This is a genomic window from Streptomyces sp. NPDC107559, from assembly GCF_055657365.1.
Map to the genome: position 1 here is coordinate 137,510 of NZ_JBVKBD010000014.1, position 19,802 is coordinate 157,311.

16 protein-coding genes and 1 pseudogene are annotated in these 19,802 nt (G+C 73.5%); 11 read left to right on the forward strand and 6 right to left on the reverse strand.

The window, feature by feature from the left end; translation table 11 throughout:
* Positions 1-69: 69 nt before the first annotated feature.
* Together purB and mug are read left to right on the forward strand one after the other, a co-directional pair.
* On the forward strand, positions 70-1,512 hold the full coding sequence (gene purB, locus ACZ7OY_RS32720) for an adenylosuccinate lyase (RefSeq protein WP_385529767.1): 1,443 nt from the start codon (positions 70-72) through the stop codon (positions 1,510-1,512).
* Entirely contained in the window at positions 1,509-2,054 is a 546-nt protein-coding gene (mug, locus tag ACZ7OY_RS32725; RefSeq protein ID WP_471914881.1) for a G/U mismatch-specific DNA glycosylase, read from the forward strand. The genes purB and mug overlap by 4 nt, the downstream gene beginning before the upstream one ends.
* 93 nt (positions 2,055-2,147) lie before the next feature.
* On the opposite strand, the gene ACZ7OY_RS32730 is transcribed toward mug, so the two are convergent.
* The 3 genes from ACZ7OY_RS32730 to ACZ7OY_RS32740 are packed head-to-tail and all read right to left on the reverse strand — an operon-like array spanning position 2,148 to position 4,294.
* Positions 2,148-2,591, reverse strand: a complete 444-nt coding sequence (locus tag ACZ7OY_RS32730) for a hypothetical protein (protein WP_471914796.1) — start codon at positions 2,589-2,591, stop codon at positions 2,148-2,150.
* 57 nt (positions 2,592-2,648) lie between these two features.
* Positions 2,649-3,371 (reverse strand): ABC transporter permease subunit, encoded by a 723-nt coding sequence (locus ACZ7OY_RS32735; protein WP_471914797.1) that lies wholly within the window; start codon positions 3,369-3,371, stop codon positions 2,649-2,651.
* A gap of 2 nt (positions 3,372-3,373) precedes the next feature.
* Entirely contained in the window at positions 3,374-4,294 is a 921-nt protein-coding gene (locus ACZ7OY_RS32740; RefSeq protein WP_471914798.1) for an ABC transporter ATP-binding protein, read from the reverse strand.
* Between the two features lie 108 nt (positions 4,295-4,402).
* On the opposite strand from ACZ7OY_RS32740, the gene ACZ7OY_RS32745 reads away from it, so the two are divergent.
* The 3 genes from ACZ7OY_RS32745 to ACZ7OY_RS32755 all read left to right on the forward strand — a co-directional run bounded on the left by ACZ7OY_RS32745 (position 4,403) and on the right by ACZ7OY_RS32755 (position 7,507).
* Positions 4,403-5,572, forward strand: a complete 1,170-nt coding sequence (locus tag ACZ7OY_RS32745) for a sensor histidine kinase (RefSeq protein ID WP_471914799.1) — start codon at positions 4,403-4,405, stop codon at positions 5,570-5,572.
* A 14-nt stretch (positions 5,573-5,586) separates the two neighbouring features.
* Complete coding sequence (locus tag ACZ7OY_RS32750; protein ID WP_471914800.1) at positions 5,587-6,249, forward strand: response regulator transcription factor; 663 nt, start codon at positions 5,587-5,589, stop codon at positions 6,247-6,249.
* A gap of 100 nt (positions 6,250-6,349) precedes the next feature.
* Entirely contained in the window at positions 6,350-7,507 is a 1,158-nt protein-coding gene (locus ACZ7OY_RS32755; protein WP_471914801.1) for an ROK family transcriptional regulator, read from the forward strand.
* 208 nt (positions 7,508-7,715) lie between these two features.
* On the opposite strand, the gene ACZ7OY_RS32760 is transcribed toward ACZ7OY_RS32755, so the two are convergent.
* Positions 7,716-8,474: a GntR family transcriptional regulator gene (locus ACZ7OY_RS32760; protein ID WP_471914802.1), complete on the reverse strand. Its 759-nt coding sequence runs from the start codon at positions 8,472-8,474 to the stop codon at positions 7,716-7,718.
* 492 nt (positions 8,475-8,966) lie between these two features.
* Between ACZ7OY_RS32760 and ACZ7OY_RS32765 the strand changes: the two genes are divergently transcribed.
* Positions 8,967-9,797 carry an alpha/beta fold hydrolase gene (locus ACZ7OY_RS32765; protein ID WP_471914803.1) on the forward strand — a complete coding sequence of 277 codons (831 nt, stop codon included), beginning with the start codon at positions 8,967-8,969 and terminating at the stop codon, positions 9,795-9,797.
* Here ACZ7OY_RS32765 and ACZ7OY_RS32770 read toward each other — a convergent pair.
* Positions 9,771-10,129, reverse strand: a pseudogene (locus ACZ7OY_RS32770) (EamA family transporter); the annotation flags it as partial. The gene ACZ7OY_RS32765 and the pseudogene ACZ7OY_RS32770 sit on opposite strands and share 27 nt — an antisense overlap.
* A gap of 283 nt (positions 10,130-10,412) precedes the next feature.
* On the opposite strand from ACZ7OY_RS32770, the gene ACZ7OY_RS32775 reads away from it, so the two are divergent.
* The 4 genes from ACZ7OY_RS32775 (at position 10,413) to ACZ7OY_RS32790 (ending at position 17,797) form a co-directional block, all read left to right on the forward strand.
* Positions 10,413-11,999, forward strand: a complete 1,587-nt coding sequence (locus ACZ7OY_RS32775; protein ID WP_471914804.1) for an alkaline phosphatase D family protein — start codon at positions 10,413-10,415, stop codon at positions 11,997-11,999.
* A 114-nt stretch (positions 12,000-12,113) separates the two neighbouring features.
* Positions 12,114-13,526, forward strand: a complete 1,413-nt coding sequence (locus ACZ7OY_RS32780; RefSeq protein WP_471914805.1) for an SWIM zinc finger family protein — start codon at positions 12,114-12,116, stop codon at positions 13,524-13,526.
* Entirely contained in the window at positions 13,523-16,183 is a 2,661-nt protein-coding gene (locus tag ACZ7OY_RS32785) for a DUF7824 domain-containing protein (protein WP_471914806.1), read from the forward strand. The genes ACZ7OY_RS32780 and ACZ7OY_RS32785 overlap by 4 nt, the downstream gene beginning before the upstream one ends.
* Positions 16,184-16,372: 189 nt before the next feature.
* Positions 16,373-17,797, forward strand: coding sequence for a GNAT family N-acetyltransferase (locus ACZ7OY_RS32790; protein WP_471914807.1), 1,425 nt, complete (start codon positions 16,373-16,375; stop codon positions 17,795-17,797).
* 211 nt (positions 17,798-18,008) lie between these two features.
* Here the strand turns inward: ACZ7OY_RS32790 and ACZ7OY_RS32795 are convergent, their stop codons facing one another.
* A complete protein-coding gene (locus ACZ7OY_RS32795) occupies positions 18,009-19,235 on the reverse strand; it encodes a trans-sulfuration enzyme family protein (protein ID WP_471914808.1) in 1,227 nt (408 codons plus the stop codon).
* Positions 19,236-19,295: 60 nt separating this feature from the next.
* Here ACZ7OY_RS32795 and ACZ7OY_RS32800 point away from each other — a divergent pair, with 60 nt between their 5' ends.
* Positions 19,296-19,793: an Lrp/AsnC family transcriptional regulator gene (locus tag ACZ7OY_RS32800; RefSeq protein ID WP_351620609.1), complete on the forward strand. Its 498-nt coding sequence runs from the start codon at positions 19,296-19,298 to the stop codon at positions 19,791-19,793.
* Positions 19,794-19,802: the final 9 nt, after the last annotated feature.

The window sequence follows — 19,802 nt, forward strand, 5'->3', positions numbered from 1 at the left end:
TGACCTGGGGTGCTCTGGACTGTATGGACGTACCAAAGGCGCTCTGGACGACGGGTAAACTCCGTACACGTGACTTCTGCGCCCGCCAAGCCCCGCATCCCGAACGTCCTCGCCGGACGCTACGCCTCCACCGAGCTCGCCACGCTCTGGTCGCCCGAGCAGAAGGTGAAGCTGGAGCGTCAGCTCTGGCTCGCCGTGCTCCGGGCCCAGAAGGACCTCGGGATCGAGGTGCCGGACGCCGCGATCGCCGACTACGAGCGCGTGCTCGACACCGTCGACCTCGCGTCGATCGCCGAGCGCGAGAAGGTCACCCGGCATGACGTCAAGGCCCGCATCGAGGAGTTCAACGACCTCGCCGGGCACGAGCACGTCCACAAGGGCATGACCTCCCGCGACCTCACGGAGAACGTCGAGCAGCTGCAGATCCGGCTCTCGCTGGAGCTGGTGCGCGACCGCACGGTGGCCGTCCTGGCCCGGCTGGGCAAGCTGGCGGCCGAGTACGGCGAGCTGGTCATGGCCGGTCGCTCGCACAACGTGGCCGCCCAGGCCACCACCCTCGGCAAGCGCTTCGCGACCGCCGCGGACGAGCTGCTCGTCGCCTACGCCCGGGTCGAAGAACTGCTCGGCCGCTACCCGCTGCGCGGCATCAAGGGTCCGGTCGGCACGGCCCAGGACATGCTGGACCTGCTCGGCGGCGACGCGGCGAAGCTCGCCGAACTGGAGGACCGGATCGCCCGGCACCTCGGCTTCTCGCAGGCGTTCACCTCGGTCGGCCAGGTCTACCCGCGCTCGCTGGACTACGAGGTGGTCACCGCGCTGGTGCAGCTGGCCGCCGCGCCCTCGTCGCTGGCGAAGACGATCCGGCTGATGGCCGGGCACGAGCTGGTGACCGAGGGCTTCAAGCCTGGCCAGGTCGGCTCGTCCGCGATGCCGCACAAGATGAACACCCGCTCCTGCGAACGCGTCAACGGCCTGACGGTGATCCTGCGCGGTTACGCCTCGATGACCGGTGAGCTGGCGGGCGACCAGTGGAACGAGGGCGACGTGTCCTGCTCGGTGGTGCGCCGGGTCGCGCTGCCGGACGCGTTCTTCGCGCTGGACGGCCTGCTGGAGACGTTCCTGACCGTGTTGGACGAGTTCGGCGCGTTCCCGGCGGTCGTCGCCCGGGAGCTGGACCGCTACCTGCCGTTCCTCGCCACCACCAAGGTGCTCATGGGCGCCGTGCGCGCGGGCGTGGGCCGCGAGGTCGCGCACGAGGCCATCAAGGAGAACGCGGTCGCCTCGGCGCTGGCGATGCGTGAGCAGGGCGCCGAGCGCAACGAACTCCTGGACAAGCTCGCCGCCGACGAGCGCCTCCCGCTCGACCGCGCGCAGCTCGACGCGCTGATGGCGGACAAGCTGTCCTTCACCGGCGCGGCGGCGGCCCAGGTGGGCGTCGTCGTGGGCCGGGTCGAGGAGATCGTGAAGCAGCGTCCGGAGGCGGCCGGTTACACCCCCGGAGCGATCCTCTGACTCGCTTCACCCAGGCGGAACTGGAGGCCGCCCGCGACCGTGTCGTCCCGGACGTGGTAGCGGTCGGCCTCCGTGTGCTGTTCTGCGGGATCAATCCCGGGCTGATGACCGCGGCCACGGGCCACCACTTCGCCCGCCCCGGCAACCGCTTCTGGCCGGTGCTGCATCTGTCCGGGTTCACCCCGCGCCTCATGAAGCCCGCGGAGCAGGGTGAGCTGCCGGCGTACGGGCTCGGCATCACCAACGTGGTGGCGCGGGCCACCGCGCGGGCCGACGAGCTGAGCGCCGGGGAGTACCGCGAGGGCGGGACCCTGCTGACCGCGAAGGTGACGCGGCTGCGGCCGCGCTGGCTCGCGGTCGTGGGTGTCACGGCCTACCGTGCCGCGTTCGAGGAGCGCAAGGCGCAGGTGGGGCCCCAGGAGCGGCTGATCGGTCAGACGCGCGTATGGGTGCTGCCGAATCCCAGCGGGCTGAACGCGCACTGGACGACGGCGACCATGGCGGACGAGTTCGCGCGGCTGCGCGAGGCCGCACAGGCCTGACGCGCGTGGCACACCACCGGGGTCGCCGTCCGGCGCACCCGGTCCATACGGCGCACCCGGTCCGTTCGGCGCACCCGACGCGGGCCCGGCGCGTCATGGCGGGTCCACGTCGGTGACCACGGCGATGAGCTGGTACGGCAGTTCCTTGTCCCACTGGGACACACCGAGCGCCAGCCAGCGTTCCGTCCCCGTCGGCCGCCACAGGTGCAGGTCCGGTACGTGGCCGGCGAGCAGGGCCCAGGGCTCGGGTATCTCCTCGCCGGTCATGCCCCGGTCGAAAACGCTCGCCAGGCTGAATCTCTGCGGTGCTCCCCAGCGTGCGGTCAGCCGCTCGGTCAGGCCGTCCCTGTCGTGTTCGTACTGCGCGCCCGTCTCGTCGCGTTCCGTGCCGTCGTCCTCCCAGAATTCGCCGCTGGTCTGCAACACGGCTACCAGGTAGCCGGGGCCGCTCGTGCCGGCGTCCGTCCTGCCGTGCCGCGGGTGGAGGTCCCGGGTGCACAGCAGGTCGATCGTGGTGAGGCACCGTGCGATGTCCATGGGTCCAGTAAAACGGCGACCACTGACAATTGGCGGGGTATCAGTCCTGCCGCGGGGTCAGGCATCCCTGCGGCACAGCCGCCACGCCCCGGCGAGCAGGGCGGCCGCCGCCCACAGCGCGGTCACCGCGAGTCCGGTCCACGGTCCGAGGGTGCCGTCCCAGGTGCGGTGCAGGGCCACCTGGCCGGCCTTGTCGGGCAGGAAGTCGGCGACGCCGCCGGAGACGTCTCCGACGACGAAGGAGACGATGAGCAGGAACGGGATCAGCAGGCCCATCGCCGCCACGCCGCTGCGCAGCAGGGCCGTGAGTCCCGCCGCGAACAGCGCCATCAACGCCAGGTAGACACCGCAGCCGACCGCGCCGCGGATCCACTCGGTCCAGACCGGCCCGTCGGCCTTCGTCCCCAGGACCGCCCGGCCCACCGACAGGGAAGCGACGCCGGTGACCAGCCCGACGGCGAGCGCCGACAGCCCGATCGCCGTCGCCTTGGCCGCGAACCAGTGGCCCCTGCGCGGCACCGCCGACAGCGACAGCCGCAGCGCTCCGCCCCGGAACTCGGCGGAGACGGCCGTGGTGCCGAACGCGATCGCCGCGATCTGCCCGAGGACGACACCGAAGAAGGCCGTGGCCAGGGGGTCGAAGCCGGAGTCCCCTGGATCGAGTGCGGCGAGCGCGGAGAACACGACGGTGGCGAGGACGACCGCGCCGAGACTGCCGACAAGTGACCGCAGCGTCCGGATCTTTGTCCACTCCGAGCGGAGCGCGGGTGCGAACGGCATGGTCAGGCCTCCTTGGACGGTGCGGTGAACTCGGCTTCGGATGTCGTCAGATCGAGGTAGGCCTGTTCCAGCGTGCTCTCTTCCGCGGCCAGTTCGAGGATCGGTACCCCGGCGGCGGACACCAGGCGTCCGATGTCCGCCACGTGCGCGTGCTCCACGCTCCAGCGGCCGTCCTCGTGCTCGGCGGCGTCATGACCGTGCGCGGCGAGCACCTTCCGGAGTGCGTCGGTGTCCGAGGTGCGGATGCGCACACGGGGCTGCACGTGCGCGTGGATGAGGTCCCGCACCGGGGTGTCGGCGAGCAGCCGGCCACGTCCGAGGACGACGAGGTGGTCGGCGAACGAGGCGGTCTCGGTCATGAGGTGACTGGAGACGAGGACGGTACGGCCCTGCGCCGCGAGCCGGCGCAGCAGCCCGCGGATCCAGATGATGCCTTCCGGGTCCAGACCGTTGGACGGCTCGTCCAGCAGGACCACTTCCGGATCGCCGAGCAGTGCGGCGGCGATCCCGAGCCGCTGGCGCATGCCCAGCGAGTACGTCTTCACCCTGCGCCGCGCCACTGTCGTCAGCCCGGTCTCCGCCAGCATCTCGTCGACCCGGCGCACCGGGATGCGGTTGCTCGCGGCGATGGCGCGCAGATGGTCGCGGCCGGTGCGGGACCCGTGCGCGGCCCCGGCGTCGAGCAGCGCGCCCACCCGGCGCAGGGGGTCGGTGAGCGTGGCGTAGGGGCGGCCGCCGATCGTGGCGGTTCCGGAGGTCGGCCGGTCGAGGCCGAGCGCGAGCCGCATGGTGGTGGACTTGCCCGCGCCGTTGGGGCCGAGGAAGCCGGTGACCCGGCCGGGCAGTACGCGGAAGGTGAGCTGGTCCACTGCGCGCCGGTGTCCGAACTCCTTGGTGAGGTTCTGGATGTCGATGCTGGTCATGGCAGCAGCCTGGCCGTCCGGCCGGGGCCGGGTCCTCCCCCGTGGGGGTAGAGCGTCTCCCCCGCCCGGGGGAGGTCCGTTGTCGGTGGGGGCTGCGACGATGTCGCCATGGCCCGACTGCTGCGCCCGTTCGGACGGGTGGTCACGTACACACGGTTGCTGCACCTGTTCATCGCGATCGTGTGGCCGAGCCTGTGGTTGTTCGTCGAGGAGGCGTGGTGGACCTGGGTGGCCGCGGCCGCGGTCCTCGTCCCGGTCGGGCTGGTGCCCGCGATGCGTACCGTGGAGGGGCTCCAGGCCAGGCTGCTGCTGACCGCTCACGGGCACGACGGCAAGGGCACGGGCATCGTCGTCGCGCCGTCCGTCTCCTGGGGCGACCGGGCGCGGCTCGTGGTGTGGCTGGAGACGCGGCTGCTGCTGGGCTGTGCGACCACCCTGTCCTTCGCCCGGCTCCTGCTCACGTCGGTGGACCTGGTGCTGTCGGTCGTCGGCCGCGACGTCGGGGAGGGGGCGCTGTCCTCCCTCGACGGCCGGTCCCCGTGGCACCTGCTGCTCCTGCCGCCGGTGCTGGTCGCGCTGGCGGTGACGGTGGTCGTCCCGGGCCGGGTCGTCAGCGCGCTGGCCCCCCGCCTGCTGGGCCCCTCCCCCGCCGAACGTCTCGCCGCTCTGGAGGAGCGCACCGAGCAACTCCTGGAACGCAACCGGATCGCGCGGGAGTTGCACGACTCGATAGGTCACGCCCTGACCGTGGCGGTGGTGCAGGCGGGGGCCGCCCGTGCCGCGGGGGACCCGGCGTTCACCGACCGGGCGCTCGGTGCCATCGAGGAGACGGGCCGGGCCGCCCTCGACGATCTGGAGCGGGTCCTCGGCGTCCTGCGCGAGTCGGAGCGGCCCGTCGGCAGCCGGCCGACGCTGACCGATGCCGCCCGGCTGCTCGACTCCGCGCGTGCTTCCGGGGCCGAGGTCGACGCCGAGCTCAGCGGGCCGCTCGACACGCTGCCCGGTCCCGTCTCCCGGGAGGGCTATCGCATTCTCCAGGAGGCCCTGACGAACGTGCTGCGGCACGCGGGTGCCGTACCCGTCCGGGTGCGGGTCGAGGCCGCCGGGGGCGCTCTCGCGCTGGAGGTCCGCAATCCGCTCCCGGCGGGTGCGGTGCGGTCCGGCCGGGGCAGCGGTCTGCGGGGGATACGCGAGCGGGCCGCGCTGCTCGGCGGCCGGGCGCGGACGGGCGTCGACGACGGCGACTGGCAGGTGCACGCGGAGCTGCCGCTGCACTGATCTACGCTGGCCGGGTGGCGATCACCGTTCTCCTCGTCGACGACGAACCCCTCGTACGCGCGGGTCTGCAGGCCGTCCTGGAGGCGCAGCCCGACATCGTGGTGGTCGGCGAGGCGGCGGACGGCGCGGCGGTGATCCCGCTGGTGCGGCAACTGCGGCCCGATGTCGTCGCCATGGACGTGCGCATGCCTCTGATGGACGGCATCGAGGCCACCCGCGCGGTGCTGCGGACGGTCGCGGAACCGCCGAAGATCATTGTGGTGACCACGTTCGAGAACGACGAGTACGTGTACGACGCGCTGCGCGCCGGGGCCGACGGTTTCCTGCTCAAGCGGGCCCGGCCGGCCGAGATCGTGCACGCGGTGCGGCTGGTCGCCGAGGGCGGCTCGCTGCTCTTCCCCGCGACGGTACGGCAGTTGGCCGCCGAGTACGGCGGCCGGTCCGGGAACGTGCAGGCCCGGGCGGTCCTGGAACGGGCCCGGCTGACGGAACGGGAGGCGGAGGTGCTGCGCCTGATGACCCGGGGCCTGTCCAACGGGGAGATCTCCGCCCGGCTGACGGTCGGTACGGAGACGGTGAAGTCGCATGTCAGCGCCGTACTGGCCAAGCTGGGGGCGCGGGACCGCACCCAGGCGGTGATCATGGCGTACGAGTCGGGGTTCGTGACACCGAGCTGAAACGGTACCTCCGGGGCGGGACCGGGTGCCCGGCGCTCGCCGGGCCCGTCCGCGCCGAGTACGATCCGGCCAACACGCGCACGAGCTGGGAGGACGGACGTTGGGGCGGCTGACCGGCGGGGATCCCTCGCTGTTGCGGAGGATCAACTCCGCAGTGGTGCTGCACGCGCTGCGTGCCACGGACTGCGCGACGCTGACCGAGATCACCAGGGTGACGGGACTGTCCCGGCCCACGGTCGAGGGCGTCGTCGAGGACCTCATCGTGGGCGGCCTGGTCGTCGAGACGGCCGCCGAGGAGGGTGCGACGCGGCGCCAGGGGCGGCCCGCGCGCCGGTTCCGGTTCCGTGCGGAGGCCGGTCATCTGCTGGGGCTGGAGATCGGCCCGCACCGGGTCGCCGCGCTCCTGGCCGACCTGGACGGCCGGATCATAGGGGCGCAGGCCAAGGACGTGGAGGAGACGGCTTCCGCCGACGACCGTCTGGAGCGGCTGCGCACCGCGGTCGCCGAGTTGCTGCGGCGGGCGGGGGTGCCCCGGAACTCGCTGCGCGCGGTGGGGGTGGCGACGCCCGGGATCGTCGAGGCGGACGGCACCGTACGGCTGGGCACCGCGCTGCCCGAGTGGACCGGGCTGCGGCTCGGTGAACGGCTGAGCCGTTCCTTCAAGTGTCCGGTGCTGGTCGAGAACGACGCGAACGCGGCGGCCGTCGCCGAGCACTGGAAGGGCTGCGCCAGGGAGTCGGACGACATCGTGTTCGTGCTGGCCGGGCTGAGCCCGGGAGCCGGTTCGCTGATCGGCGGGCGGCTGCACCGCGGGTTCGGCGGGGCGGCCGGCGAGATCGGCGCGCTGCATCTGCTGGGCCGGGAGGTCACTCCGGAGACGCTGCTGTCGACCACGGACGAGCCGCTGCACCCGCTGGACGAGCAGGCGGTCGCGCAGGTCTTCGCGCAGGCGCGCCAGGGCGACCAGCGGGCGCTGGCGGCCGTCGACCGGTTCATCCAGCGGCTCGTCCACGACGTCGCGGCGCTCGCTCTGGCGCTCGACCCGGAACTGGTGGTCATCGGCGGCTGGGCGGCCGGTCTGGACGGGGTGCTGGAGCCGCTGCGGCGCGAGCTGGCCCGCTACTGTCTGCGGCCGCCGAAGGTGACCCTGTCCCTGCTCGGCGAGGCGGCCGTGGCGACGGGGGCGCTGCGGCTGGCTCTGGACCATGTGGAGAAGCAGTTGTTCGCGGTGGAGGGCGCGGCGACCGCGCGGGACTGACCGACCGACGCCGGGCACGGACCGTCCTGCGGCCGGCCCGGCGGGCGGGAGCCGCGGGCGGCGCACGGACGCCGAGCCCGGCGGAGGGGCGCGGCGGACGGGCGCGGCGGACGGGCGCGCAACCGGGAGCTGACGGTTCGTCGCGGGGTGTCGTCATGGAGAACGCCGCGCGCCCCGGTGGAGTTCCGGGGCGCGGGCGGGACGTCGGTCAGGAGGCGCGCCGCTCCGGTCCGTGGTGGATCTCCACGCCCGAGGCGCCGAAGGTGAGCCGGCAGGTGTCCGCGCGGTAGGTGGCCACGGAGAGCGCGGCGACCCGGCCCCCGCCGAGGAAGCGGGTGGTGACGACGAGGACGGGGGCGCCGGGCAGCCGGTCCAGCTCCTTGGCGTCGTCGGCGCGGGCCGAGCCGAGCTCGACGGAGTTCTCCCGGCCCTCCAGCTCCAGCCGCTGCACCTCACGCAGCACGGCACGGGCGCGTGCCGTGCCGGACGGGGCGTCTATGGCGGACAGGTCGGGGACCGAGGCCCGCGGGATGTGCAGGAGTTCGGCGGCGACGGGCTGCCCCTGGCTCGTCCGGGACCGGCGCACCGTGTGCACGGCCTCGTCCGGGCCGGTGCCCAGGACCTCGGCGACGGCCGCAGGCGGCACGTCCAGGGTGCAGTCGACGGGCTGCCAGGCGTCCTCGGCCGATCCCGGCCAGGCGTGCTGTCCGGTGCCGACGGCCACACCGACCCGGGGCGGGGCGACGGTCGTACCGACGCCGCGACGGCGCTGGAGCCGGCCCTCCAGCTCCAACTGCTCCAGGGCCTGACGGAGGGTGGCGCGGGCGACGCCGAAGCGGGCGGCGAGGTCTCGCTCGTTGGGCAGGATCTCGCCCACGGCGAACTCGGAGTCCAGTGCCTCGCTGAGTACGGTCCTGAGATGCCAGTACTTCGGTTCCGGCACCGATTCCAGCTGCGTGGTCCCCACCCTGTCCTCCGCAATCGCCGTGCTCCGGCGGCGTTTAAGCGCCCTTGTTTATTAAAGGTTGTTGCACTTCTCTGCGACGATAAGGCGGGCTCCACCCTTGGTCAATACCAATCCTCGATCCTTCCGACCCGATTTGGGCCGGTCGCCGTGGAGCGTTCACAAGGCGTTCGCACAGGGCCGCATTCGTGACATCCGAGCGAAACCCCCCGGTCAGGGGCCCGCTCACCCCACCTCCCCGTACGGCCGACCGCCGACCGCCGGGTGACGACCACAGACCGCCGGGTGACGATCCGTCCAGTGCGCGGGCCGGGCGGGCTCCGGCCGGCCACGTTCCGGAGGTCGGGCGTCCGATCCTCAACCCGGAGGCGCGCAGGGCCCGCTGAGGCCCGGGCCGGCCGGGACACGCACGGCGACGAAGGGCTACCCGCCGGTAGTAATTGCTGACAAGCTGTCTACGGCGTCCGTCAGCGAGTCCAGCCGAGGAGCACCCCCATGTCCACCACCGTCTCCTTCCCGGTCCCGTCCCCCCGGGGCCCGCAGAACGTGACCGTCTCGTACGCGCGCGTGGGCCGGGGCGAACCACTGCTCCTGCTGCACGGAATAGGACACCACCGGCAGGCCTGGGACCCCGTGGTGGACATCCTGGCCACCGAACGGGACGTGATCGCCGTGGACCTGCCCGGCTTCGGCGCGTCCCCGGGCCTGCCGGACGGCCTCACCTACGACCTGCCCACGACCAGCGCCGTGTTCGGCGCGTTCTGCGAGGCGCTGGAGCTGGACCGTCCGCATGTGGCGGGCAATTCCCTGGGCGGCCTGCTCGCCCTCGACCTGGGGCGCGAGAAGCTCGTACGGTCCGTCACGGCGCTGTCCCCCGCCGGGTTCTGGTCCGAGGCCGAACGGCGCTACGCCTTCGGTGTCCTGGTCACGATGCGGCGGATCGCCCGCCGGATGCCGCTGCCGCTGGTCGAGCGCCTGGCACGCACGGCAGCCGGCCGTACGGCGCTGACGAGCACGATCTACGCCCGCCCCGGACGCCGTTCACCCGACGCCGTGGTCGCCGAGACCCTCGCCCTGGCCCACGCCACGGGCTTCGACGCGACCCTGCGGACCGGAGCGGACGTCCAATTCACCGACGACATCCCCGGGATCCCGGTCACCGTGGCCTGGGGCACCCGGGACCTGCTGCTCGTGCGCCGCCAGGGGGTGCGCGCCAAGCAGATCATCCCCCGGGCCCGGCTGGTGCGGCTGCCCGGCTGCGGGCACTGCCCGATGAACGACGACCCGGCCCTGGTCGCCCGGGTCATCCTCGACGGAAGCCGCTGATCCCCGCGCGCGTGCGGTCGGCGCCGCCGAGCCGAGGGCGACCCCGGCGCCGACCAGGACGCTGCCCACGACCTGGGCGGCACCGTAGGAGCCGGTGCCGACGAGCGGCGCGGTGCAGGCGGCCGCGACGGGGATGAGCCCGGAGAACAGCGTGGCGCGCTCCGCGCCGATCCGCCGCATGCCCATGTACCAGCACACGAAGCCGACGACGGTGACGATCACCGCCTGGCGACGAGCAACGCCCCGTACGGGACGGCCCGTCGGGGACGGCGTCCCTCCAGGAGGGGTACGACGACGGCCACGACCACCGGCGCGCAGCCCACGAGCACCCCCACGCACTGCGCGCACCCGCCTGCCGGGGTCCGGCTGCCGATCCGTCCGGGGAGGTGCGGCTGGTCCTCGGGTACGCGCATCTGCCATCCGCCCGGATCCGCGCCGGGGTTCACCGGATGGCCCTGGCGGCCGGCGGGTGAACCGGGCCGCGCCGTCGGCCGGTTCGCGCGTCCCGGCGGCGCGGTCCGTTGTTCACTCCTGGTTTGCGTGTGCGCTGCGGCGTGCCAGTAGGTGTGGGGTGACATCGCACACCGGCCGGTTCCCGTCACTGGAGGCGCATCCATGTCACACCGTCCGTTCCCCGGTCGTCGCAGCGTGCTGCGCGGCTCGCTGGCCGCGTCGGCGGCCCTGACCGTGCCCCTCGGCCTCGGTGCCGCACCGGCGTTCGCCCGGTCCGGGCGCCCCCGGGCGGACTGGGGCGTGCAGAGCGGCGACGTGACGTCCGACTCGGGGCTGGTGTGGGTGCGTTCCGACCGCCCGGCCCGGATGACCGTCCAGACCTCCGCCACGGAGTCGTTCCGCAACCCGCACACCTGGCACGGTCCGCTGCTGGGCCCGGACACCGACTTCACCGGCACCACCCGGCTGCACGGGCTGCCCGCGGGCGAGCAGATCCACTACCGGGTGGTGCTCGCCGACCCGGACGACCCGCGCCGCACCGGCGAACCGGTCACCGGCACCTTCCGCACCGTGCCGGCCGGCCGACGGCACGGGGTGCGCTTCCTGTGGTCCGGTGACCTGGCGGGACAGGGCTGGGGCATCAACCCCGACCTCGGCGGCTACCGGATCTACGACGCCATGGCCGCGCTCGATCCGGACTTCTTCGTGTGCAGCGGCGACAACATCTACGCCGACGGCCCGATCGCGGCGACCCAGACGCTGCCCGACGACAGCACCTGGCGCAACATCACCACCCAGGAGAAGGCGAAGGTCGCCGAGACCCTGGCCGAGTTCCGCGGCAACTTCCGCTACAACCTCCTCGACGAGAACCTGCGGCGGTTCAACGCCCAGGTGCCGTCGGTCATCCAGTGGGACGACCACGAGGTGCGCAACAACTGGTACCCGGGCGAGGTGATCGCGGACTCCGACACCCGCTACACCGAGAAGAGCGTCGACACCCTGGCGGCCCGCGCCCGGCGGGCGTTCGGCGAGTACTTCCCGGTCTCGACGCTGCGGCCGGGCGCGGCGCAGGGCCGCGTCCACCGGGTCATGCGTCACGGACCGCTGCTCGACGTGTTCGTGCTGGACATGCGGACCTACCGCAACGCCAACTCGCCCGACGACCAGACCGTGGACCCCCAGGGCATCCTCGGTCGCGAACAGCTGGAATGGCTCAAGCGGGAGCTGTCGCGCTCGCGTGCGGTGTGGAAGGTCATCGCCGCTGACATGCCGATCGGGCTGGTCGTGCCCGACGCCACCGAGGGCCGGGCGAACTTCGAGGCGGTGGCGCAGGGCGACCCGGGCGCGCCGCTCGGCCGTGAGCTCCAGATCGCCGAACTGCTGCGGTACATCAAGCACCGGCGGATCACCGGCACCGTGTGGCTGACGGCCGACGTGCACCACACCTCGGCCCAGCACTACCAGCCGTCGCGGGCGGCGTTCTCCGACTTCGAGCCGTTCTGGGAGTTCGTGTCGGGCCCGCTGAACGCCGGTGCCTTCCCGGCCAGTGCGCTGGACGGCACCTTCGGTCCCGAGCGGGTGTTCGTGAAGGCGCCGACGGCGTCCAACGTCTCGCCCGCGGGCGGCTACCAGTTCTTCGGCGAGGTCGACATCGACGGCGGCAGCGGGGAACTGACGGTGCGGCTGCGCGAGCAGGACGGCACCGTGCTGTTCACCCAGGTCCTCCAGCCGGGTCGGGTCGGGCAGTAGCTCCCGGCCCCGGGCCTGTTGGGCAGGTTGTGTCCCCGCCTGCCCAACAGGCGTCGCAGGACGACGTTTTCGCAGGTCAGGCCGATTGTCAGTGGTCGCCTCTACGGTTTTCCCATGACGCGATCTTTGCAGGCCGTGGCCTATCGACGACCCTCCGTGCTGGAATCCGCCGCGGGCGGACGGCGCCTGGCGCTGGAGACGTCCGAAGGACTGACACCCGTGGGAGCCGAGGCGCATCCGCGCTTCTTCGCCGGGTTCCTGACGGCTCCGCAGGTCGCCGCGGCGGGGCTGCTGGCGGTGGCGGACGTCGCGGCCACCCGCTACTACCAGCGGCAGCTGCCCGCGTCGCTGGATCCGGTGGTGACGGGCAACGGCGACCGGCTGCGCTTTGAATCCTTCTCCGGCTGCGGCGGGGTGTACGCGCGGCTGGACGTCCTCGGGGGCGGCCTGGACGGCGGCGCGGTGGGGCACGGCACGACGAACGTGGACGTCAACAACCCGCTGCGCGAGGCCCTGTCCCGGCTCGGCGGGGACGATCCGCTGCACTTGAGCGTCGGACCGGAGGAACTCGCCGTGACCACGCTGGACGGCCCGGTCGTGGAGAAGAAGGTGCCGCTGCCCGACCGCTGGCTGCGCGGCTTCGCCGAGGCCCAGGTGGTGGCGGCCGGATTCGATCTGCGGGCCGAACTGCCCGCCGCCGAGGCGGTGCGGTTCCTGCGCGCGCTGCCCCGGGGTTCGGGCCGCGGCGGCTCGGGCGGCCCGCTGTGGGTGGTGCCCGCGGGCCGTGGGCTGCGGCCGACGACCCGCGCGGTGTCCGGCGCGGTGTGTCTGCCCGGCCCGGAGCGGCTGGTCGCACTCCAGCGGGTGCTGCGGCACGCGACGGCCCTGCGGGTGTACGGGCCGGCGATCGCCCCGGGCGGCTCCGTCGCCGCGACGGCGAGTGCCTGGGAGGCGGTCCTGCCGGGTATGCGGCTGACCCTGACGCTGTCGCCGGACGCCTCGCGCGGGTTCTCCGGGGAGGGCGGGGTCCTGGAGGCCCTGGCCACGGACGAGGCGGCGACGGACGCCGAACTCCTGTCGGTGCTGCTGGCCTGGGAGCCCCGTGTCGACGTCGCGGACCTCGCCGCCGCCTCGGGCCTGACGATGGAGCGGGTCCGGGCGGCCCTGGTCCGGCTGGGCACCTCGGGCCGCGTCGGGTACGACACCGCGGAGGCGGCCTACTTCCATCGTGAACTGCCCTACGACGCGCGGCGGGTGGAGCGCCACAACCCGAGGCTGCGATCCGCCCGGGCCCTGGTGGCGGCGGGGGCGGTCGTCCTGGACGGCGCGACCGGGACGGTGACGGCCGAGGACGGACACATACACCGGGTGCGGGACGAGGCCGGGGTGCTGACGTGCAGCTGTCAGTGGTGGGCGGCGTACCGGGGCGGGCGCGGGCCGTGCAAGCACGCGCTCGCGGTACGGATGGCGCGGCGGGGCACCGCCGCGGTGCTGAGCGGGACCGGAATCGACGGGGGTGCGCGATGAGTGGACTGACGGACGCGGTGCGGACGGGCCGGACGGCCGAGGTGGTCCGTCTGCTGGACGGCATGACGGACACCGAGCGGCGGGCGGCCTTCCCCGAGTTGAAGCAGCTCCGCAAGGAGCTGCGGCCGCGCCGCTGGGAGCCGGACGCGCTACGCGCCTACCCCGCGCTGCATCTGGCCGGCGCCGCCTGTCAGACCGGGGCGGCGGGTGTGGCGGGCTGGATCGCGGCCTCCGACCTCCAGTGGTCGTCGTCCAGGTCGGACCTGCTGCTGCACGTCCTGGGCGACCGTGACCCCGCCTGGCTCGCCGAGGTGACCCGCCGGCTGGCCGAGCGCCCGGCTGCCTCGGGTGTGCCGCACGAGCTGATGGCGGGACTGGTCCGGCTCTCGGGCCACCCGGTCCCGACCACCGAGGCCTATGTACGAGGCTGGGTGGAACGCATCGGCTCCACCTGGTACCGCGGGGACTCGGTGCTGGAGCAGTTGCGCAGGGATCCGCACCTGGCGCGGTTGGTGGCGGCACTGTTCGAGACGGACGACATCGGCAGCCGTATGCAATGGGGTGCCGCGGAGGGGCCCAACAACTGGACCGACGCGCTCGCCCTGCTGACCGTCGAGGGCGCCCTGGACCGGACGGCGACCGTCGACGCGTGCGTGGCCCGGCTCCTGCGCGGCGGTACCGCCGCCGACCACCGGGTGTTCCTGCGGTTGCTCAAGGCCCTGGCGCTCACCCGCGACGAGCAGCGGGAGCGGACGGCCGACTGGCTGGCGCTGGCCTCGAACGCGGTCTCCGTGGTGGCCGCGTACGCCCAGTCGGTGCTCGGCGCGCTGGCCGTGGAGGGCGAGCTGACCACGCGCCGGCTGTCGGAGATGTCGGCCGCCGTGCTGTTCCGTACCGAGAAGAAGCTCGTACGGGCGCAGTTGGTGCTGCTGGGGAAGGTGCTCGCCCGGGACGCCTCCTCGGCGGGTGAGCTGCTGCCCGTGGTGGCGCAGGCCTTCGGGTACGACGATCCGGATGTCCAGGAGCGGGCGCTCAAGCTCGCCGAGCGGCACCTCGGGAAGGTGACCTCGGCCGGGGTGCGTGCCGAAGTCGCCGATGCGGCGGCGGGGTTGATCCCCGTGCTGCGCACCCGGGCGGTGCGGTCGCTGGGCGCCGCGCCCGGGGCCGGGGATGCCCTGGCGCACCCGGAGGTGCTCCCGCCGGTGCCCGTGCCGCCGCGGCTCGCGCCGACGCCCGCTTCGGCCGTCGAACTCACGGCGGAACTGGGCGCCGTACTGGCGTCCTCGGGGGACGTCGCCGCGTTCGAGCGCGCTCTCGACGGTCTGGTACGGCATGTGTACAGCGACCGTGAGGGCCTGCTGGAGGCGCTCGCCCCGGTGACGGCCCGCCGGTGGTGGAGCGGCGCCCACCCCGACCGCGAGTATCACCTGCCGGCCGAGCACCACTACGGGGCGTCCTTCCACGCGTTCCACGACGCCGAGGACGCCCTCGACCTCGTCCTGGCGACGCTGGCGGGACAGTGCACGACCGCCCGGCTGCACCGGGCCGTCGTGCAGGGCGCGACGGAGCGGCGTTGCGCGCACAGCGCGCTCGCCCGCGCCTTCGAGGCCCGGGTGTGGGAGGTGGCGTACCGGATACGGACCGACCCGCTGCCGTTCCTGCTGTCGACGCCCACCTGGAGCACCGGCCTGCTGGAGCCGGACGAGCTGGTGGAGCGCCTGGACTCCTACCGACGGCTGGGTGCCAGGGTCGCGACGGCCGACTTCGCCCAGGCGCTGCTGCGAGTGCGCCGCACGGACCGGGTGGCGGGCGCGGCGGCCGCCACCCGGGCGGCGGCGCTCGGCACACCCGAGGGAACACGGCTCGCCGCCTGGCTCACCTCCGAGGGGCCCTCGCTGCCGCCGCGGCGCAGACGCACCTCGGGCCCCCGGGTCCTGGTCGAGTCCGCGGAACTGCCCGAGTTGCAGGAGGACTTCCCGGCGGAGTTCGCGCATCTGGGCCGCCCGGTGGGCGCCTTCGACGGACGGCAGTACTGCCCGCACTGGAGCGACGAGCTGCGCCCGCACTGGCTGGCCCTGCTCCCGGAGCGGCGCGAGCTGGTGGCGATGCGGCTGCTGCGGGACCTGTCCGCGGTCGCGGTGGACGACGCGCGCGGGACCGCCGTCCTGCCGCTGCTCGCGGAGTCGGGCGGGGAGGCGGGGGACGCCGTGCGCCTGTGCCTGGCCTACGGGCTCGGCGCCCGTCACGCGGAGGACCGGCTCGCCGCCGTGGACGCGCTGCTGGTGCTGGCGGCCCGGGGCGAGCTGGACGCGGCCGGGCTGGGCGCGGACCTCGCGGAGCTGATGCGCGGTGCGGCCGTGAAGCCGCAGCGGCTGGCCGACTCGCTGCGGACGGCGGCGGCCACCGGAGCCAACGCCACCGTCTGGGGCGTGCTCGGCCGGACGCTGCCGCCCCTGCTCGCCGATCTGCCGGCCGACCGGGCGGCCGGGCGGGGGCTCGGGGAGCTGTTGACGGTGGCCTCGGAGTGCGCCGAACGGTCCGGTGCGCGCGGGGATCTGCCGCATCTGGCGCAGGCGGCGGCCCGGCGCGGCTCCTCCCGGCTGGTGACGCAGGCCCGGCGACTGCGCAGTGCGCTGACGGAGGGGGTGGCCGCCTGACGTAGTCGGTGGGCCGGGCCGGCCGGGCGCCGACCGGGGGTGAACTGGTTCGATGGGCGGGCGGTCTGGTGGCGCATCGCAGCAATCAAAAAAGCAGTAAAAGGTACAGATTCTGTCTTTACCACTCAGTCACAAAGCGTTCGTGATCACGCAACACACATCCTTCACAGTGGCTGCATGAATCGAGACATGTCTGATGTGACGCGCGCGAAGCACGGTCGGCCCGTGCACCACTGGCGCAGGGATGTCGTGGAACTCGCCGCCGTCTTCACGGCCGTGGCGGTGGCGGACGCCGTGGCGAACCTGATCGGGCACGGCCCGGACGGCCCGGTCCTGCTGGTGATCTCCTCTGCGGCGCTCGCGGCCACGGCGGGCTTCCACGTCTGGTGGGCACGCCGCCACGGTCACGCACCTCCGGAGACCGATACCGGGACCCGGCCTCGCTCCGCCGAGCAGGCCGGGCCGCTCGACCCGTCGCACGCGACCGTTCCGTCCCAGGGCGGGGCGAGCACCCTCTGGCGCATGAGGACGACGGTCAAGGACGCGCCGGGATCACTCGCGGCCCTGTGCACCGCGCTGGCCGGACAGCGGGTGGACATCCTCAGCCTCCAGACGCATCCGCTGGGTGAGGGGACGGTCGACGAGTTCCTGCTGCGGGCCCCCGCCGAGCTGCCCGCGACCGAGATCACCCGCGCGGTGGCGCACGCGGGCGGCACCGCAACCTGGATCGAACGGGCCGACGCGCACGACCTGGTGGATGCCCCGACCCGAGTGCTCGGACTGGCCACCCGCACCGCACTGGACGCGGCGGAACTCCCCCTCGCGCTGCGCCAGCTGCTGGGCCGGTGCACCATCCGGTCGCTGCCCGCCCGGCCGCTCGGCCAGGGACGCGGGGCGGACGTCGTACCCGTCGAAGGAGTGCTGGAGGACACCGTGATGCGGCTGCGGGCACCGGAAGGCGGGGTGATCACCGTGGAGCGTCCGTATCTGCCGTTCACGCCGACCGAGTTCGCGCGGGCGCGGGCCCTGGTGGAACTGGACGCCCGGCTCGGCCCGCGCGTTCCGCTCGGCCAGGACGTACTGACGCTGCCCGAGGGCAACGACATCACCGTGCGCCGGGCCGACACCGGAGACCTGGAGGCCGCGAAGGACATGCACGAGCGGTGCTCGCCGCGCACCCTCTCCATGCGCTACCACGGCCCGGTCAAGGACGCGGACCGCTATCTGAACCACCTGCTCAGCCCGCGCTTCGGACGCACGCTCGCGGTGCAGACGGCGTCCGGGCGCATCGTCGGCCTGGGCCACCTGCTGTGGGACGGGGACGAGACGGAGGTCGCGCTGCTCGTCGAGGACGAGTGGCAGCGGCGCGGTATCGGGGCCGAGCTCCTCGGCCGTCTGGTCGCGATGGCCGCCGAGGCGCACTGCGAGAGCGTGTACGCCGTGACCCAGGCTTCCAACACCGGCATGGTCGCCGCGATGCGCGGCCTGGGACTGCCCCTCGACTACCAGATCGAGGAGGGCACCCTGGTGATCACGGCCCGGCTGGACACGGCGTCGGCCACCGCGCGGCAGCAGCACCAGGACCGGCACGGAGAGCGGATCACCCGCGAGTAGCCCTTCCGGCGGAGCCGAGCGGCCGGCGGCCTGCCGCACGCTCGGCGGAGCCCGGAACCGGCCCGCCTCGCCCTTCGCGGCAGCGACGGCGCACCGTCGCTGCCCGACGGCGTGCCCCGGGGGACTACTCACAGGTCCGCAACCCCGTGACGGACCTGCAAGTCCCCGGATCGGGCGGTCCGGTTCGGGCGCCCGCTCCTGACCGCTCGGGTCAGACGGCCGACGGCTGCGGGTCTGCCGCCTCGGTCCGGTCGGCGGTACCCGTGGCCGTGGCCGGCTCGCCCAGTGCCCCGTCCAGGTCGGCCCACAGGTCCTCGACGTCCTCCAGGCCCACCGAGAGCCGCAGCAGCCGGTCGCCCACGCCGGCCCCGTGCCGGTCCACCGCGTCCACGATCCGGTGGCTGATGGAGGCGGGGTGCTGGATGAGCGTGTCGACACTGCCGAGGCTCACGGCCGGAGTGATCAGCCGGACGCCGGCGATGACCTCGTGCGGGTCGCCGTGGACCTCGAAGGCGATCATCGCGCCGCCTATCCGCGGATAGTGGACGCGGGCGACGCGCGGGTCGGCGGTGAGGCGGCGGGCGAGTTCGGCGGCGTTCTCGGACGCGGCACGCACCCGTACCGGCAGCGTCGACAGGCCGCGCAGCAGCAGATAGCCGGCCAGCGGGTGCAGCACCCCGCCGGTGGCGAACCGCACCTGGCGCAGCCGCCCGGCGAACTCCTCGTCACAGGCCACCACGCCGGCCATCACGTCCCCGTGTCCGCCGAGGTACTTGGTGGCGCTGTGCAGCACCAGCCGCGCACCCTGCTCGGCCGGGCGCTGCAGGACGGGCGTGGCGAAGGTGTTGTCGGCGAGCAGCGGTACCGAGCCACAGGCGTGGGCGACGGCCCGCAGATCAACCTCGGCGAGGGTCGGGTTCGCCGGCGTCTCGACCATGACCAGGCCCGTGTCGGGGCGCAGGGCGTCGGCGATGCCGGCCGGGTCGGTCCAGGTCACCTCCGAGCCGAGCAGTCCGGCGGTCAGCAGATGGTCGCTGCATCCGTACAGCGGGCGCACGGCCACCACGTGCCGCAGGCCCATCGAGCCGCGGACCAGCAGCACGGCGCTGAGCGCGGCCATTCCGCTGGCGAACGCGACCGCGCTCTCGGTGCCCTCCAGCCGCGCCAGGGCCGTCTCGAACCGGGCGACCGTGGGATTGCCGAGCCGGGCGTAGACCGGCGGGCCGTCCGGCTCGGCGCCGGTCTGCGCGAACGCGTCGATGCGGGCGGCCTCACCCCTGCTGTCGTAGGAGGGGTAGGTGGTGGACAGGTCGATGGGCGGGGCGTGGAGCCCCTGGCGGGCGAGGTCGTCCCGGCCGGCATGCACGGCCTCGGTGGCCAGTGCCCTCGAAGGAATGCGTACGTCGTCGTACGGCGCGAACGTGCTCGCTGAGTCCATGGACCGAAGGGTGAACAGCGGCCGGGGCAATGGATTCGAACACCGTGCTACGTTCGGGTCATGGCCGAATCTGTCGTACTGGATCCGGTGGACCTTCATCTGCTGCGGCTGTTGCAGAACGACGCCCGGACCACGTTCCGTGATCTCGCCGCGCAGGTCGGGGTCGCACCGTCGACATGTCTGGACCGCGTGACGCGGCTGCGCCGCTCGGGGGTGATCCTCGGGCACCGGCTGCAGGTGGACCCGGCGAAGCTGGGTCGCGGGCTGGAGGCGCTGCTGATGGTGCAGGTCAGGCCGCACCGACGGGAGCTGGTGGGACCGTTCGTGGAGCGGATCCGCGCGCTGCCGGAGGCGCGCACGGTCTTCCACCTCACCGGTCCGGACGACTATCTCGTCCATGTCGCGGTCGCGGACATGGCCGACCTCCAGCGCCTGGTGCTGGACGAATTCACCTCGCAGCGCGAAGTGGCCAGGGTCGAGACCCGGTTGATCTTCCAGCAGTGGGAGTGCGGCCCGCTGCTGCCGCCGGAGAAGCCGGGCGCGTCCAAGCCCGGCTGACGCAACCCG